At 72.0% G+C, this 15042-nt stretch carries 14 protein-coding genes, 3 tRNA genes and 1 pseudogene; 9 read left to right on the top strand and 9 right to left on the bottom strand.

The window, feature by feature from the left end:
* Nucleotides 1–204: 204 nt before the first annotated feature.
* Nucleotides 205–1665, top strand: coding sequence for a N,N-dimethylformamidase beta subunit family domain-containing protein (locus ACFZBD_RS14615; RefSeq protein WP_391139759.1), 1461 nt, complete (start codon nucleotides 205–207; stop codon nucleotides 1663–1665).
* Between the two features lie 83 nt (nucleotides 1666–1748).
* Entirely contained in the window at nucleotides 1749–2660 is a 912-nt protein-coding gene (locus ACFZBD_RS14610) for a phosphoribosylaminoimidazolesuccinocarboxamide synthase (RefSeq protein WP_391139757.1), read from the top strand.
* 165 nt (nucleotides 2661–2825) lie between these two features.
* Here the strand turns inward: ACFZBD_RS14610 and ACFZBD_RS14605 are convergent.
* From ACFZBD_RS14605 to ACFZBD_RS14570, 8 genes and pseudogenes are all read right to left on the bottom strand, one after another.
* Nucleotides 2826–2901: transfer RNA gene (locus tag ACFZBD_RS14605), tRNA-Gly, on the bottom strand.
* 22 nt (nucleotides 2902–2923) lie between these two features.
* Entirely contained in the window at nucleotides 2924–3532 is a 609-nt protein-coding gene (locus ACFZBD_RS14600; RefSeq protein WP_391139756.1) for a response regulator, read from the bottom strand.
* Nucleotides 3529–4911: a histidine kinase gene (locus ACFZBD_RS14595; RefSeq protein WP_391139755.1), complete on the bottom strand. Its 1383-nt coding sequence runs from the start codon at nucleotides 4909–4911 to the stop codon at nucleotides 3529–3531. The genes ACFZBD_RS14600 and ACFZBD_RS14595 overlap by 4 nt, the downstream gene beginning before the upstream one ends.
* A 153-nt stretch (nucleotides 4912–5064) precedes the next feature.
* Nucleotides 5065–5829, bottom strand: coding sequence for an ABC transporter permease (locus ACFZBD_RS14590; RefSeq protein WP_391139753.1), 765 nt, complete (start codon nucleotides 5827–5829; stop codon nucleotides 5065–5067).
* Nucleotides 5826–6789: pseudogene (locus tag ACFZBD_RS14585) on the bottom strand (ABC transporter ATP-binding protein). Before ACFZBD_RS14585 ends, ACFZBD_RS14590 begins: the two are co-directional and overlap by 4 nt.
* A gap of 176 nt (nucleotides 6790–6965) precedes the next feature.
* Nucleotides 6966–7038, bottom strand: a tRNA-Gly gene (locus tag ACFZBD_RS14580).
* A gap of 79 nt (nucleotides 7039–7117) precedes the next feature.
* A tRNA-Gly gene (locus tag ACFZBD_RS14575) sits at nucleotides 7118–7189 on the bottom strand.
* A gap of 172 nt (nucleotides 7190–7361) precedes the next feature.
* Nucleotides 7362–7715 (bottom strand): histone-like nucleoid-structuring protein Lsr2, encoded by a 354-nt coding sequence (locus tag ACFZBD_RS14570; protein WP_391139752.1) that lies wholly within the window; start codon nucleotides 7713–7715, stop codon nucleotides 7362–7364.
* Between the two features lie 323 nt (nucleotides 7716–8038).
* Here ACFZBD_RS14570 and purS point away from each other — a divergent pair, with 323 nt between their 5' ends.
* The 5 genes from purS to ACFZBD_RS14545 all read left to right on the top strand — a co-directional run bounded on the left by purS (nucleotide 8039) and on the right by ACFZBD_RS14545 (nucleotide 12717).
* Entirely contained in the window at nucleotides 8039–8308 is a 270-nt protein-coding gene (purS, locus tag ACFZBD_RS14565; RefSeq protein ID WP_391139750.1) for a phosphoribosylformylglycinamidine synthase subunit PurS, read from the top strand.
* Nucleotides 8305–8985 carry a phosphoribosylformylglycinamidine synthase subunit PurQ gene (gene purQ, locus ACFZBD_RS14560; RefSeq protein ID WP_391139748.1) on the top strand — a complete coding sequence of 227 codons (681 nt, stop codon included), beginning with the start codon at nucleotides 8305–8307 and terminating at the stop codon, nucleotides 8983–8985. The genes purS and purQ overlap by 4 nt, the downstream gene beginning before the upstream one ends.
* Nucleotides 8985–11234 carry a phosphoribosylformylglycinamidine synthase subunit PurL gene (gene purL, locus ACFZBD_RS14555; RefSeq protein WP_391139746.1) on the top strand — a complete coding sequence of 750 codons (2250 nt, stop codon included), beginning with the start codon at nucleotides 8985–8987 and terminating at the stop codon, nucleotides 11232–11234. Before purQ ends, purL begins: the two co-directional genes overlap by 1 nt.
* Before the next feature lie 117 nt (nucleotides 11235–11351).
* Complete coding sequence (locus ACFZBD_RS14550) at nucleotides 11352–11858, top strand: helix-turn-helix domain-containing protein (RefSeq protein WP_391139745.1); 507 nt, start codon at nucleotides 11352–11354, stop codon at nucleotides 11856–11858.
* A gap of 25 nt (nucleotides 11859–11883) precedes the next feature.
* Nucleotides 11884–12717: a peptidoglycan DD-metalloendopeptidase family protein gene (locus ACFZBD_RS14545; protein WP_391139743.1), complete on the top strand. Its 834-nt coding sequence runs from the start codon at nucleotides 11884–11886 to the stop codon at nucleotides 12715–12717.
* Here ACFZBD_RS14545 and ACFZBD_RS14540 read toward each other — a convergent pair.
* Nucleotides 12705–13109: a nuclear transport factor 2 family protein gene (locus ACFZBD_RS14540; RefSeq protein WP_391139741.1), complete on the bottom strand. Its 405-nt coding sequence runs from the start codon at nucleotides 13107–13109 to the stop codon at nucleotides 12705–12707. The genes ACFZBD_RS14545 and ACFZBD_RS14540 overlap by 13 nt on opposite strands.
* Before the next feature lie 75 nt (nucleotides 13110–13184).
* On the opposite strand from ACFZBD_RS14540, the gene ACFZBD_RS14535 reads away from it, so the two are divergent.
* Nucleotides 13185–13973 (top strand): sterol carrier family protein, encoded by a 789-nt coding sequence (locus tag ACFZBD_RS14535; RefSeq protein WP_391139740.1) that lies wholly within the window; start codon nucleotides 13185–13187, stop codon nucleotides 13971–13973.
* A gap of 124 nt (nucleotides 13974–14097) precedes the next feature.
* Entirely contained in the window at nucleotides 14098–14925 is an 828-nt protein-coding gene (locus ACFZBD_RS14530; RefSeq protein ID WP_391139739.1) for an META domain-containing protein, read from the top strand.
* Nucleotides 14926–15042 lie beyond the last annotated feature (117 nt).

Here is a 15042-nt window from a genome sequence, read left to right as displayed (position 1 = left end):
ATGTGATGTGCTGGAGACCGGCACTGACAGCAGCACATGACAGTGCGCCAGGCGCCCAAGCCATCGCGTCACGAGCACAACTGACGCCACGACAGCAGACAAAGCCACAACACGGCACAGACACCGGCACCAGCAGCACCAGCACCAGCACCAGCACCAGCAAGGACGACAGACGACACGGGGGAGTCGAGGGAGGGGCGCGTCATGGGGGCGGAACAGATCAGGCGGTGGGAATCGGGCGCACTCGCCCATGCCGTCACGGACCCGTTCGGGCAGGGACCGCTGCCCTGGCTGCGCGGGTCGGAGAACTACTTCGACGACACCGGCCACGTCGTCCCCTGGTACGCCGACACCACCCTCGCCCGGGGCGGCAGCGGCGGACCCCGCACGGCCGACGACGTACACCGCCAGATCAAGGGCTTCACGTCCAGCGGGGCCGTCGCGCCCGGCGAGGCGATCGATTTCCACATCACGGTGGACCCGCCGCAGCAGTTCTCGGTCGACATCTACCGCATCGGTCATTACGCCGGCGAGGGCGCCACCAAGATCACCACCAGCCCGCGGCTCTCCGGCATCGTCCAGCCGGCGCCGCTCACCGCCGACCGGACCGTCTCCTGCCACCACTGGTGGCAGTCCTGGCGCCTCCAGATCCCGTCTCTCTGGGCGATCGGCGCGTACGTCGCCGTGCTCACCACCGCCGACGGCTACCGCTCCCACATCCCCTTCACGGTCCGCGACGACCACCCCGCCGACCTCCTCCTCGTCCTCCCGGACGTGACCTGGCAGGCGTACAACCTCTACCCCGAGGACGGCCGGACGGGCGCCAGCCTCTACCACGCGTGGGACGAGCAGGGCCGGCTCCTCGGCGAGGAGGACGCGGCGATCACCGTCTCCTTCGACCGGCCCTACGCGGGCGCCGGGCTGCCCCTGCACGTCGGCCACGCCTACGACTTCATCCGCTGGGCCGAGCGGTACGGCTACGACCTCGCGTACGCCGAGACCCGCGACCTGCATGCCGGCCGCGTCGACCCCACCCGCTACCGCGGCCTGGTCTTCCCCGGCCACGACGAGTACTGGTCCGTCCCCATGCGCAAGACGGTCGAACTCGCCCGCGACCAGGGCACGTCGCTCGTCTTCCTCTCCGCCAACACCATGTACTGGCAGGTGGAGCTGGGCCCCTCCCCGTCGGGCGTCCCCGACCGACTGCTGACCTGCCGCAAGCGCCGCGGCCCCGGGCGGTCCGCGCTGTGGCGCGAGGTCGACCGGTCCGAGCAGCAGCTGCTCGGCCTCCAGTACGCCGGCCGGGTGCCCGAACCGCACCCCCTGGTCGTACGGAACGCGGACCACTGGCTCTGGGAGTCCACCGGCGCGGGCGACGGCGACGAGATCGACGGCCTGGTCGCCGGGGAGGCGGACCGCTACTTCCCGCGCACCGCCCTGCCCGAGCACGACGGCCGCATCCTCCTCGCCCACTCGCCCTACCGGGACAGCGAAGGCGCCCTGCGCCACCAGGAGACCTCCCTCTACCGCTCCCCGTCCGGCGCGTGGGTCTTCGCCTCCGGCACGTTCGCCTGGTCCCCGGCCCTGGACCGGCCGGGCCATGTCGACCCCCGGATCCAGCGCGCCACCGCCAACCTCCTGGACCGCATCTGCAAGCGTGACTGAGACCGGGGCGGGCCCGGGCGCCGCCCCCGCGTCCGGGTGCGAGAGAATCGAAGCGCTCCTGGATCAACCTACGCGGAGGAACCGTGTCCGGATTCGTAGAAAAACCCGAGCCTGTCCAGGTCCCGGGCCTGACCCACCTCCACACGGGCAAGGTGCGTGACCTCTACCGGAACGAGGCCGGCGACCTCGTCATGGTGGCCAGTGACCGCATCTCCGCGTACGACTGGGTCCTGCCCACCGAGATCCCCGACAAGGGCCGGGTCCTCACCCGGCTCTCGCTCTGGTGGTTCGACCAGCTGGCCGACCTGGCCCCGCACCACGTCCTCTCCACCGACCTGCCGGCCGGCGCCCCCGCCGACTGGGCGGGCCGCACCCTCGTCTGCAGGTCGTTGCGGATGGTCCCGGTCGAGTGCGTGGCGCGCGGCTATCTGACGGGCTCCGGGCTGGTCGAGTACAAGGCGTCCCGTACGGTCTGCGGCCTCGCGCTCCCCGAGGGGCTGACCGACGGCTCCGAGCTGCCCACCCCCATCTTCACGCCGGCGACCAAGGCCGCGGTCGGCGACCACGACGAGAACGTCAGCTACGAGGAGGTCGCCCGGCAGGTCGGCGCGGAGACCGCCGCCCGGCTGCGGCAGCTGACCCTCGCCGTCTACGGCCGGGCCCGTGACATCGCCCGCGAGCGTGGCATCATCCTCGCCGACACCAAGTTCGAGTTCGGCTTCGAGTCCACCGAGGACGGCGAGAGGCTGGTCATCGCCGACGAGGTGCTGACCCCCGACTCCTCCCGCTTCTGGCCGGCCGCGAGCTGGGAGCCGGGCCGCGCCCAGCCCTCGTACGACAAGCAGTACGTCCGCGACTGGCTGACCTCCCCGGCCTCCAGCTGGGACCGCACGAGCGAGCGCCCGCCGCCCCCGCTCCCGCAGGAGATCGTCGACGCGACCCGGGCGAAGTACCTGGAGGCGTACGAACTGCTCACCGGCAGCCCCTGGCGCTGACCCGCGCCGCTCCGTTCCGGGCCCGGCGGCAACAGCCCGCAGCGGCCCGGAACGGCCCGCGCCGTAGCGGCCGGAGCGAACAGCGTCCGGAGCGGGACAGCGGGTGGAGCGGAGCTGCGAACAGCGGAAAGCCCCCCGGTCGGATCGACCGGGGGGCTTTCTCGATGGAGCGGACGACGAGATTCGAACTCGCGACCCTCACCTTGGCAAGGTGATGCTCTACCAACTGAGCCACGTCCGCATGCGCCGTAGCGCGGAGCCAACTATACCCAACCTTTCTCCCGGGCGAGACGTACCGCCGTATGACGGTTCTCGGCGCCCAGTTTCGTGGCGGCTGAGGAGAGGTAGTTCCGGACGGTTCCCTGGGAGAGCGAGGCCCGTTCGGCGATCTCCGCGACCGGGGCGCCGTCCGCCGCGAGCTCCAGGACCTCGGCTTCGCGGGCGGTCAGCGGGGAGTCGCCCGCGGAGATGGCGTCGGCCGCCAACTCCGGGTCCACGTAACGGTTTCCGGCGTGGACGGTACGGATGATCTCGGCCAGCCGCTGGGCGCTGACGGTCTTCGGCACGAAGCCGCGCACCCCGGCCGCGAGGGCCCGCTTGAGGTGCCCGGGGCGGCCGTGCCCGGTCACGATCATGGTCCGGCACTCCGGGACCTCGCCGCGCAGGGATGTGGCGACCTTCACACCGTCCGCGCCCGGCATCTCCAGGTCCAGGACCGCGACATCGGGCCGGTGGGCGCGGGCCATGGCGAGCGCCTCGGGGCCGGTGGCGGCCTGGGCGACGACCACGAGGTCGTCCTCCAGGGCGAGCAGCGCGGCGAGCGCACCCCTGATCAGATGCTCGTCGTCGGCGAGCAGGACCCGTACGGTCACGACGCCTCCCTCCCGGCCCGCGGACGTACGTCCCCGACGCCGGCCCCCTCGGCGACCGACGCGTCCCGCGCGTCCGACTCCTCCGACGCCTCCGACGCCTCCGACGCGGCACCGGCCGTGGCCCCCGATCCCCGGCCCCCCGACGGGACCCGGGCCGTCACCCGGAACGTGCCCCCGGCGGCGGGACCCGCCTCCAGCGTTCCGGCCACCGCGGCAAGCCGTTCGCGCAGCCCCGCGAGGCCCGTGCCGCCGCCGACCCGCGGCCCCGGCACCTCCCGTACGCCGTCCACGCCCGTACCGTTCACGCTCACGCCGTCGTTCTCCACGGTGAGCAGCACCGAACCCTCCTCTCCCCGCAGGGTGATCGTGCAGCGCGACGCGTCGCCGTGCCGCAGGACGTTCGTCGTGGTCTCCCGGACCACCCAGCCGAGCGCCGACCGGACGTCGGCGGGCAGTTCGAGCTCCAGGGAGTCCACGGAGCAGGCGATCCCGGCGGCGCTCAGCACTCCGCGGGCGCCCTCCAGCTCGACCCGCAGGTCGGCCTCCCGGTAGCCGCGTACGACATCGCGCACCTCGCGCTGCGACTCCCGGGCGATCCGCTGCACCTCGATCATCTGGTCGACGGCCTCGGGGCGTTCGCGCCGGGCGAGCTGGACGGCCAGCTCGCTCTTCAGCGCGATCACCGAGAGGTTGCGGCCCATGACGTCGTGGAGGTCGCGCCCGAAGCGGAGCCGTTCCTCCGCGACGGCGAGGCGCGCCTTGAGCTCCCTGGAGCGTTCCAGCTCCCACACGGTCTTCATCAGCCAGCCGGAGAACCCGCAGGCGCCCACGAGTCCCGTGCCGGCGAGCAGGATGCCGACCGCGTAGCCGGCGGCCTCCGCCAGTCCGACCCCCATCAGGGCGACCACCGCGCCGGTCGCGAGGCCGGCGAGCGGTGCCACGGCCAGCATGTGCCGGACCCTCTTCATGCACAGGACGAGGGCGCCGAGGCTGAAGGTGATCGTGCCGTTGACGATGCTCGCGGCGACCGATCCGTCCGAGAGGACGCCGGTGGCGCGCAGGGTGATCGCCGTCAACGCGCCGGCGGCGGTGAGGGCCACGAGCGCCGTCGCCAGCCGGACCGGCCGTTCGCGCCGGTCCAGGGCCCAGTCGAGGGCGCGGGAGCAGAGGGCGGCGGTCAGGAAGGCGTGCGCGCAGACCAGCAGTCCGAGCGCGAGACCGAGGGGGAGGCCGATCGGGCCGCGTTCCTTCTGGGCGAGGGGTACGCCGCCGATGGCGAGGATCTCCAGGAACGCGAAGAAGTGGAAGGTCCACCGCGTGTAGAGCTCGACCTTGGCCGCGTTGCTGCGGCCGACCCACCATCCCGTCAGCCTGGACACCCGCCCGGCCCCCGTTCCTCGCGTCATGCGCCGTGGGCGCGTCGTGCTTCCTGCCTCGTGCGCGGGCCGCCCGCCACCTCGCACCCGTAGCCCCGCCCCCTCGCGCCCGTCACCCCACCGTTCCCGGCGTCGGGCCTCCCGGCCCCGCGACTCCTAACGTCGCGGTTCCCAGCGGAACCACCGCTGGACAGCAAACACGGTGACGGCGCCCCAGGCCAGGGTGGTGAGGGCGGCGGTCAGCAGGTCGCCGGAGTCGTCGACCCCGAACCAGCCGGCCCGGACGAACTCCATGATCCCGCTCAGCGGCAGCAGGGCGCAGACGTCGGCGACCGCGTCCGGCAGGACCTCGGCGGGGACCATCATCCCCGAGCCCATCGCCGAGACGAGGAAGAAGGGGAGCGTGGTGAGGCCGGCGCTCTCGACGTTGCGGGTGAGGGCGGTGGTGGCGGCGGCGAGCCCGGCGAGCAGCGGCACGCCCGCGAGGAGGCCGACGAGCAGCAGGTCGGGCCGCTCGGGCGCCGCCACGTCAAGGACGGCGATCCCGCCGACCGCGAGCACCGCGCACTGGGCGAGCGCGATGGCGGCGGAGGGGAGGGCGGCGCCGGCGAGGATCTCGCGGTCGGTCGCCTCGCCGGTGCGCAGCCGCTTGAGGACGAGCTCCTCGCGCCGGGCCACGTAGGCGGAGACGAGGCCCATGTAGACGACGAGGATCAGGACGAGTCCGGTGCCGCCGACGAGGGTGGCTCCGGCGGCACCCATGGGCAGTTCGTCGCTGCCCATCTGCGTGATCGAGGACCGCAGTACGAAGATCATCAGCAGCGGCATGAGGAGGGCGATGAACAGGTTGTTCTTGTTCCGCCCGAGGAGGGTGAGTTCGGCGCGCCCGAGAGCGGTGAGCCGGGTGACGGAGGCGTTCATCGGGCACCTTCCAGATCGGTCGCGTGCGGGCCGGGAGTGTCCGGCCCGGGGGCGGCGGGGGCCTCGTGCCCGGCGGCGATCTCCAGGAACGCCTCCTCGAGCGAGGCGGAGCGGGCGTCGAGCGCCTCCAGCCGTACGCCGGTCTCGCGGGCCCAGGTCAGCAGCTCGGTGAGCGCGTCCTGGAGCGTGTGCGTACGGATCTCCACCCGGCGGCCGTCGGCGGCGGCCCGCAGTCCGAGGGGCAGGCGTCCGGCCGGGACCTCGTCGGGGAGGAGGAAGCGGATGCGGGAGGGCCGGGCGGCGGTGACCTCGGCGGGGGTGCCCGAGAGGACGACCCGGCCCTGGTGCATGATCGCGAGCCGGTCGGCCAGGGTCTCGGCCTCCTCCAGGTAGTGCGTGGTGAGGAGGACGGTGGTGCCTCCGTCCCGCAGCTCCCGCACCAGGCGCCAGGTGTCGCGGCGGCCTTCGGCGTCCAGGCCGGTCGTGGGTTCGTCGAGGAAGAGGACCTCGGGACGGCCGAGGAGCGCGAGCGCCAGGTCGAGGCGTCGCCGCTCGCCGCCGGAGAGCTGCTTGATCCGTACGTCGCGGCGGGCGCCGAGGCCGACCATGTCGAGGGCTTCGGCGGTGGGCCGTGCGCCGCTGGTGCAGCCGGCCCACATGCGTACCGTTTCGGCCACCGTCAGGTCGGAGGGGAAGCCGCCCTCCTGGAGCATCACGCCGATGCGGGGGCGGACGGGCGGTCCGTTCGCGGTACGGGTCGTGGCCGAGTACCCGGACGGTGCCGGCGCTGGGTTCGGCGAGGCCTTCCAGCAGTTCGACGGTGGAGGTCTTGCCGGCTCCGTTGGTCCCGAGCAGAGCGAAGATCTCGCCTCGGGGGACGGCGAAGGTGATGCCGTTGACGGCGTCGTAGCCGCCGGAGTAGGTCCGGCGGAGGTCCTCGGCCTCGATCACGTGGGTCATGGCTCCAGCCTTCCGCCGGGCGGGGTCGGTCGGCAGTGCGCGCTGTCATCAGCGAGCATGACAAATGTCAGAAGGGAGGCCGGGGCGTGGGCGGGTGCCGGCGCCGGGTACGACGGGGCCGCGGTCCGGGTACGACAAAGGCCCCGGTTCCTGAGAACCGGGGCCTTCGCTTCCTGAGCGGACGACGAGATTCGAACTCGCGACCCTCACCTTGGCAAGGTGATGCTCTACCAACTGAGCCACGTCCGCATGCCTCCGACCAGCTTTCACTGGGCGGCGCGAGCACCACTCTACCTGATCCACAAGAGTGGTCGGTAATGCGATGCAGAGCGGGTGACAGGAATTGCACACTGCGCCTTCCCCCTGGAAGGGGGATGTTCTACTACTGAACTACACCCGCACGCTGCGTGAGGTTCGGCCCTGCGGCCTCGCCCCTCGGCGTGCTCCAGACTCTAGCCGATCACCGGGGGTGCCGTGCAACTCGGTTCCTGGCGGCGCGTCAGGGGTGTCGCGGTCCGGGGCGCGAGCGGAGTCGACCGAGGGGTCGCGGGCGGGGTGCCGCGCGTGGTCGCTCAACTGGCCTCGCGGAAGGCTTCGTAGACCCGCTTCGGGATCCGGCCGCGGGCCGGCACGTCCATCTTGTGGGACTGGGCCCAGGCGCGGACCGCCGCCGCGTCGGGCTCCAGTGCCGTGTGCTTGTAGGAAGCGACGGCCGTGGTGCCCGAGCCGGCGGCCCGTCCGCCGGCGCGGCCCGTCCGCTTCCGGCCGGCCGCGAGGTACGGAGCCAGCGCCTTGCGCAGTTTCTTTGCATTGGCGGGATTCAGGTCGATCTCGTACGTCTTCCCGTCCAGGCCGAACGCAACCGTTTCCGCCGCTTCTCCGCCGTCGATGTCATCGGAGAGAGTGACCACTACTCGCTGAGCCACGGATATCGGTCCTTTCCTGCGGTCCGCCGTGTCATGGGGGTGTCGAGGACACCTTCTGACGTGCGGCGATACCGGCTTAACGGCTACCCCGGGGCAATGCTGCTTTCTTCTGTATTCCTTTGTACAGCGCGGGGGCTCGCATTGTGAAGCCCAGCCAATTGCATCAGCGTGTCCCGCCGCAATGGGCGGGGTGGTATTTCCCTTGAATTTTTGGTGTGGGTCTCCGGTGGCGTTTGTAGGGTCCTCCAGTCTTCTACCCGCGTAGAATTTGGAGGCAGGTACGCTGAGGGAACCGCCCACGCAACACACCACCGGGAGTGCCAGTGGCACGCGTCGTAGTCGACGTCATGCTCAAGCCGGAGATCCTCGACCCCCAGGGACAGGCGGTGCAGCGTGCGCTGCCCCGCCTCGGGTTCACCGGGATCGCCGACATCCGCCAGGGGAAGCGCTTCGAGCTGGAGGTGGAGGGGCCGGTCGATGACGCCGCCCTCGCCCGCATCCATGAGATGGCCGAAACCTTCCTTGCCAACACCGTGATCGAGGACTTCGTCGTCACGGTCGAGTCCGAGGCGTCCGCCGAGGTCCCGTCGTGACCACACGCATCGGCGTCGTCACGTTCCCCGGAACGCTCGACGACCAGGACGCGCTGCGGGCCGCCCGCCTGGCGGGCGCCGAGCCCGTCTCGCTCTGGCACCGCGACAAGGACCTCAAGCAGGTCGACGCCGTGGTCCTGGCCGGCGGCTTCTCCTACGGTGACTATCTGCGGGCCGGAGCCATCTCCCGCTTCTCGCCGGTCATGGAGACGATCATCGAGCAGGCGAAGGCGGGCATGCCCGTCCTCGGCATCTGCAACGGCTTCCAGATCCTCACCGAGGCCCATCTGCTGCCGGGCGCGATGCTGCGCAACAACCACCTGCACTTCATCTGCCGCGACCAGAAGCTGCGGGTGGAGAACGCGGACACCGCCTGGACCGCGGACTACGAACAGGGCCAGGAGATCCGGGTCCCGCTCAAGAACATGGACGGCCGGTACGTCGCCGACGAGCGGGTGCTCGACGAGCTGGAGGCCGAGGGACGGGTCGCCTTCCGCTACCTCGACGTCAACCCCAACGGCTCGCTCCGCGACATCGCCGGCATCACCAACGCCGCGGGCAATGTGGTCGGCCTCATGCCGCACCCCGAGCACGCCGTCGAGCCGCTGATCGGTACGGGCCGTACCGACGGCCTCGGTTTCTTCACCTCGATCCTCAAGAAGCTGGTCAACGCCTGATGAGCCTCGACACCGTCAAGCACGCGGGCGAGACGCCCGACAGCGAGCAGCCGTGGAAGGAGCTCGGCCTCAAGGAGGACGAGTACGCGCGCATCCGCGAGATCCTCGGCCGCCGTCCCACCGGTGCCGAGCTGGCCATGTACTCCGTCATGTGGTCCGAGCACTGCTCGTACAAGAGCAGCAAGGTCCACCTGAAGCAGTTCGGCGAGAAGATCCCCGAGAACGACGCCATGCTCGTCGGCATCGGCGAGAACGCGGGCGTCGTCGACGTCGGCCAGGGGTACGCGGTCACCTTCAAGGTCGAGTCGCACAACCACCCCTCGTACATCGAGCCCTACCAGGGCGCGGCCACCGGCGTGGGCGGCATCGTCCGCGACATCCTCGCCATGGGCGCCCGCCCGGTGGCGGTCGTGGACCCGCTACGCTTCGGCGCGGCCGACCACCCCGACACCAAGCGCGTGCTGCCCGGTGTCGTCGCCGGCATCGGCGGCTACGGCAACTGCCTGGGCCTGCCGAACATCGGCGGCGAGGTCGTCTTCGACGCCTGCTACCAGGGCAACCCGCTGGTCAACGCCGGGTGCATCGGCGTCATGAAGCACGAGGACATCCACCTCGCCCAGGCGTCGGGCCCCGGCAACAAGGTGATCCTCTACGGCGCCCGTACCGGCGGCGACGGCATCGGCGGCGTCTCGGTCCTCGCGTCGGAGACCTTCGACGACACGAAGCCCACCAAGCGCCCCGCGGTCCAGGTCGGCGACCCGTTCCAGGAGAAGCTCCTCATCGAGTGCACCCTGGAGATCTTCAAGGAGAAGCTGGTCGCCGGCATCCAGGACCTGGGGGGCGCCGGCCTCTCCTGCGCGACCTCCGAGCTGGCCTCCGCCGGCTCCGGCGGCATGCGCGTCGAGCTCGACCGGGTCCACCTGCGCGATGCGACGCTCTCGCCCGAGGAGATCCTCATGAGCGAGTCGCAGGAGCGCATGTGCGCGATCGTCGAGCCCGAGCACGTCGACCGCTTCCTGGAGATCTGCGAGAAGTGGGACGTCATCGCCACCGTCATCGGTGAGGTGACCGAGGGCGAGCGCCTGGAGATCTTCTGGCACGGCGAGCAGATCGTCGACGTACCGCCGCGCACGGTCGCGCACGAGGGCCCGGTCTACCACCGGCCGTTCGCCCGCCCCGCGTGGCAGGACGCGCTGCAGGCCGACGGCGCGGGCACGCTGCCCCGGCCGCAGACCGGCGAGGAGCTGAAGGACCAGGTCCTGAAGCTGGTCTCGTCCCCGAACCAGGCGTCGAAGTCCTGGATCACCGACCAGTACGACCGGTTCGTGCAGGGCAACACCGTCCTCGCGCAGCCCGAGGACGCGGGCATGGTCCGCATCGACGCCGAGACCAACCTCGGTGTGGCCATGGCGACCGACGGCAACGGCCGGTACGCCAAGCTCGACCCGTACGCGGGAGCGCAGCTCGCGCTGGCGGAGTCGTACCGCAACGTCGCCGCCTCCGGTGCCAAGCCGCTGGCGATCTCGAACTGCCTGAACTTCGGTTCCCCCGAGGACCCGGACGTCATGTGGCAGTTCGCCGAGGCCACCCGCGGTCTCGCGGACGGCTGTCTGCGGCTCGGCACGCCGGTCACCGGCGGCAACGTCTCGCTGTACAACCAGACCGGCGAGACGGCGATCCACCCGACGCCGGTCGTGGCCGTGCTCGGCGTGATCGACGACGTCAACCGCCGCACGCCGATCGCCTTCGCGGAAGAGGGCCAGCTCCTCTACCTGCTGGGCGACACGCGTGAGGAGTTCGACGGCTCGGCCTGGTCCGAGGTCATCCACCGGCACCTCGGCGGCGTGCCGCCGGTCGTGGACCTCGACCGGGAGAAGCTGCTCGGCGAGATCCTGATCTCCGCCTCCCGCGACGGCATGATCGACGCGGCGCACGACCTGTCCGACGGCGGTCTGGTCCAGGCGGTCGTCGAGTCCTGCCTGCGCGGCGGCACCGGCGCGCGCCTGGTCGTCCCGGACGGCCTGGACGCCTTCACCTTCCTCTTCAGCGAGTCGGCCGGCCGCGCGGTCGTCGCCGTCCCGCGCAGCGAGGAGCTCCGCTTCACCGACATGTGCGGCGCGCGGGGTCTCCCCGCGACCCGGATCGGTGTCGTGGACGGCGAAGAGGTCGACGTGCAGGGCGCGTTCAGCATCTCCCTGGAGGAGCTGCGCACGGCCCACGAGGCGACCATCCCGGGCCTGCTGGCCTGATCCGGCACCACGGGAGCCCCCGTCCGGACCTTCGGGTCCGGGCGGGGGCTCTCTCGTTCCCCGGACCCGCCGCAACCCCCCTTGCGCGAGATTACGTAATTACGTAATCTCGAAGGCATGGAGCTGGAAGAGCGGGTCGCCGCGCTGGAACGGCGGATGGCGGCCCTGGAAGGCGGGGAACGCTCCGCACCCGAGGTCGTCGACAGCACGTTCTGGGCGCTGGAAGGACTGAAGGCCCAGCTCGCCGAGGCCGGCGCGCCCGGCGAGGACGGCGCGGTGCTCTTCACGGGCACGGTCCGGCTGCCGACCCGGGAGCGGTACGAGTGGCAGTTCGGCGCCTTCGCCGAGCGGCTGCTCGACCAGGACTGGGCCGAGACCGCCGAGTCGTTCGCCGCGCTCGGCCATCCCGTACGGCTCCGGCTGCTGCGGGAGATCCTCGGCGGCCGGCGCACGGCGGCCGAGCTGGCGGAGTCGGAGGAGGTCGGCACGACCGGCCAGATCTACCACCACCTGCGCCAGCTGACCGGCGCCGGCTGGCTCCACACCACGGGCCGCGGCCGCTACGAGGTGCCGGGAGCCCGGGTGGTCCCGCTCCTGGTGGCCCTCACCGCCGCCCGTCCCTGACCGCGATCGTTCCAGGGGGAACCCCATGTCCGCACGCAAGACCGCGGTGGTCGTCCACCGCACGCTCTGGCTGGTGTTCATCGTCCAGGCCGTCGCCTCGCCCTTCGTCGACCTGCCGTATCCGTACTGGGCGGGCTGGCTTCCGGCGATCGCCGCCGTGGCGCTCGGGCTCGCCCTCGCCAGGACCGCCCGCCGGGAGCACGCGGAGGCGCACCGGGACCCGGTGGAAGTGGATCCGCCGGTGGCCGGCCGCTGGTCGGCGCTGAACAGCCCGGCGGACCGGACGCCCAGCCACGGCACGCACCAGTACGGCCAGACGTACGCCATCGACATCGTGGCGGAGGACGAGGCCCGCCCCCGGCCGCGCTTCGCCTGGCTGTGGCCGCTCGCCCGCCGCACCACGGACTTCCCCGCCTTCGGCGCCCCGCTGCTCGCGGTCGCCGACGCGACGGTCGTGCACGCCGAGGACGGCCAGCGCGACCACCTCAGCCGCAACTCGCTGCCGGCCGTGGTCTATCTGATGCTCGTCGAGTCGGTCGTCCGCGTGCTCGCCGGCGCCCGCCGCGTCACCGGCAACCACATCGTCCTGGACCTGGGCGACGGGACGTACGCGATGTACGCGCACCTGCGACGCGGCTCGCTCACCGTCGCGGCGGGCGACCGGGTGACCGCGGGCCAGGAGCTGGCCCGGTGCGGCAACTCCGGCAACTCCACCGAGCCGCACGTCCACTTCCAGCTGATGGACGGCCCCGACCTGGACACGGCGCGGGGCGTGCCGTTCACCTGGCGCGGGGTGGGCGTACCGAGGAACAAGGAGACGTTCGAGGCGGCGGCGGGGCGGGGCGCCTACCCGGCCTGATCCCAGAAGGCGTCGGACTCGTCGATGTCCTCGACGCACTCGTCGATGTCGCTGATCTTCCCGCCGACGATGGTGAAGATCAGCGCGCCCTTGAGCTCGATGCCCCGGTTGCCCCGCTCGGCGTAGAAGGTGTTCGCCGCGACGGCGTGACCGCGGCCGTCGACGGAGATGGCGTGCATCTCCACCCGCATCTTCCCGCCGGTGAGTTCGAACATCTTCCGGTACATGTCGAGGACGTTGTCCCGGCCCTTGTGGTGCCCGGAGATCTGGCTCCCGCCGGGCGTGTGGTGCGTGCAGTCCGAGGTCATCAGGGAGCCGACGGTCTCCATGTCTCCTCGGGACCACGCCTCGAATCCCCGGCGGACCAGGGCGCTGTCAGGGTGCTCGGCCATGGTTGTTCGACCCCTCTCCCTACGCGAAGGTGTGCGGAAACCCTCCCTTCCAAGTCTCCGACTACGCTCCCTCCCATGCCACCGGCCAAGAAGCGCCCCCGTCGTTACGACTCCGCCAAGACCCGGGCCGCCGTGCTCGCGCAGTTCGGGCACGTGCGGGAGGCGGTGACGGCCCTCCCGCCCGAGCGGCTGGACGGGCCGACCCGGCTGGGGGAGTGGACCGTACGGGACCTGGCCGGACACCTGACGATGGTGCTCGGCTCGGTCTCCCGCTACCTCGGCGAGCCCGAGCCGGCCGCGCAGGAGCTCGCCCTGGTCGACTGGCCGGCGGCCACGGCGTCGGCCGCCGCGCGGATCGACGAGGACACCCGGGCGATCGACACCGCCGACCTCCCGGGTCTGTACGCGCGGACGCAGGAGCTGTACGAGGAGCGGATCGCCGGGGCCGACGACGAGCGGCTCGTGCCGACGCGGTTCGGGGGGATGCGGCTGGCCGACTTCCTGGTCACCCGGACCGTCGAACTCGTCGTCCACACCGACGACCTGAACGAGGCGACCGGGCTCTCCGTGCCGTACGACCGGCAGGCGCTCGCCGCGTGTGCGCGTCTGCTCGCCGACGCCCTCGCCGTGAAGGCGCCGGGCGGCGCGGTCGAGGTGCGCGTCCCGCCCCACGCCGTCGTCCAGTGCGGGGCGGGTCCCCGGCACACCCGGGGCACCCCGCCCAACGTGGTGGAGACGGACGCCCTGACCTGGATCCGGCTCGCCACCGGCCGCACCACCTGGGCGCGGGCCCGGGACGAGGGGAAGGTCGCCGCGAGCGGCGAACGGGCGGACCTCTCCGGCCTGCTGCCGGTCCTGGGCTGAGCCGGAGCCTCCCGGGTGGCCCCGCCCGGGCCCGGCCGGCCGGCGGACCGGCCCCGTGCACCCGAACGGCCGACGGGCGGGAGGCCGAGCGGAACCGTTCGTACCGCCCGTCCGTCACATCCCCATGCTGAAGACACGTACCACCGCAGCCACCGCCGTTCTGGCCTCGCTCGTCGTGCTCTCGGCGTGCGGCACCGAGAAGTCCGGATCGGACCCGGGCGCCGGCACGGTCGCCCCCGACGTCCCGGTCGCCGGCGTCCACTGGGCCTTCGACTCCATGACCGTGGAGGGCAAGGAGACCCGTGCCCCGGACGGCGCCCACGTCGAGATCGGCAAGGACGGCCAGGCCAAGGGGAACAGCGGGTGCAACGGGTTCGGCGCCACCGTGAAGGTCGAGGGCGACACGGTCACCGTGAAGCAGGGCGTCGGCACCGAGATGGCCTGTCCCGGTGAGCAGGGCGCCTTCGAGGCCGGACTCCAGAAGGCGTTCGCCGGCCCGCTGAAGGCGAAGCTCGACGGCGACCGGCTCACCCTCCGCTCCTCCGACGGCCGGACCGTCCTCGCGCTGACCTCCGAACCGCCCGCCCCGCTCAACGGCACCACCTGGACCGTCGACTCCCTCCTCACCGGCCAGACCGCCTCGTCGGTGCCGAAGGGCACCGAGGGCAAGGCGCACTTCGTGATCGACAAGGACGGCAAGGTCCGGGGCAGCCTGGGCTGCAACCGGTTCTCCACGACCGCGAAGGTCTCCGGGAAGACGGTCACCTTCGGGGACGTCACGACCACCCGCATGATGTGCGCCGGTCCGCAGATGAAGCTGGAGACCGAGCTGTACGAGGTGTTCGGCGGGACGGCGACGTACGAGCTGCGCCACCGGGGTCTGACCTTCGCCACCGCCGACGGCAAGGGCTTCGCGGCGACCGCGAAGCCGGCGGCGGGCGCGACGTCCTGACCGCCGCACCCGCCGCAGGTGCGCCGACCGGACCTCGGCGTCCCCGGGGCCCGCGCGAATCCCTTCCCCGCGCGGTCCCCGGGGCGCCGGCTCCGGGGGTCGGCATTGCGAACTGCG

The sequence above is a fragment of the Streptomyces sp. NPDC008121 genome (assembly GCF_042957155.1).
Classification (GTDB): Bacteria; Actinomycetota; Actinomycetes; order Streptomycetales; family Streptomycetaceae; genus Streptomyces.
The sequence above is the reverse complement of the archived record's forward strand: the minus strand, read 5'-3'. Positions and strand labels throughout refer to the sequence as shown.